Raw genomic sequence first — 978 nt, forward strand, 5'->3', positions numbered from 1 at the left:
GGGCGGGCCGCGGCGTCACCGGGTGGCCCCGGACCGGCCGGTGACCGGCTCGGCGGGCGCGGGGACGGCGGGGGTGCGCGGTTCGTCGGCGGTCACCGCGGGGTGCCAGCCGTCCCGGCCGATCACCCGGACCAGGGCGGTCACCATGCGCGGGTCGAAGTGGTCGCCCGCGCACCGCTGGAGTTCCCGCAGCGCCACGGGCACCGGCCGGGCCCGGCTGTAGGAGCGGGTGGAGGTCATCGCGTCGAAGGCGTCGGCGACCGCGACCACCCGCGCGGACTCGGGGATCTGGCCGCCCGTCAGCCCGTAGGGGTAGCCCGTGCCGTCCATCCGCTCGTGGTGGTGCAGCACCGCCTCCCGGGCCTCCCCGAGGAAGGAGATCCCGCGCACCATCTCGTGCCCGTACTCGGGGTGCAGCTCGATCACCCGGCGTTCCTCGGGGGTGAGCGGGCCGTCCTTGGTGAGCAGCCGGGTGGGGACGCCCAGTTTCCCGACGTCGTGCAGGATGCCCGCGAATCGCAGCACCTCGACGCGCTCGTCGTCCATGCCGAGTTCACGCGCGATCATCATGGAGGCGTGGCCGACGCGTTCGCTGTGCCCGCGCGTGTAGCCGTCCTTGATGTCGACGGCCTGGACCAGGGCGCGGATCGTCGCCTGGTGGGCGGCGCGCTCCTGGTGGTACTGGGCGAACGCCCACCAGGAGACGGCCATCGGCAGCAGCACCAGCTGCGCGGCGACCGGCCCGTAGGGGCTGCGCCAGAGCAGGGCCATCATCAGGGCGGCCAGCCCGTGCACGGTGACGGGCACCAGCAGCGGCAGGAGCAGCCGCCACCATGCGACCGGTCCGGGCACCCCGGCGGTGTGGCCCAGCGGCCGGCCCGCGACGAGGGCGCGCAGGACGCCGTCGAGCAGGGTGAGCACGAGGCAGAACGCGAGGACGGCGGCGCCGGCCGCGGCGAGGGCGCCGGGGACGTCGCC

General features: G+C 75.7%; 1 protein-coding gene. It reads right to left on the minus strand.

Annotation, left to right across the window (positions count from 1 at the left end; genetic code table 11):
• Nucleotides 1-15: 15 nt before the first annotated feature.
• Nucleotides 16-978: HD-GYP domain-containing protein (locus G3I53_RS11940; RefSeq protein ID WP_164438320.1), on the minus strand; the 963-nt coding region annotated here is incomplete at its 5' end.

Origin of the sequence: Streptomyces sp. SID14436 (genome assembly GCF_010548465.1) — a bacterium.
Taxonomy (GTDB): Bacteria; Actinomycetota; Actinomycetes; order Streptomycetales; family Streptomycetaceae; genus Streptomyces.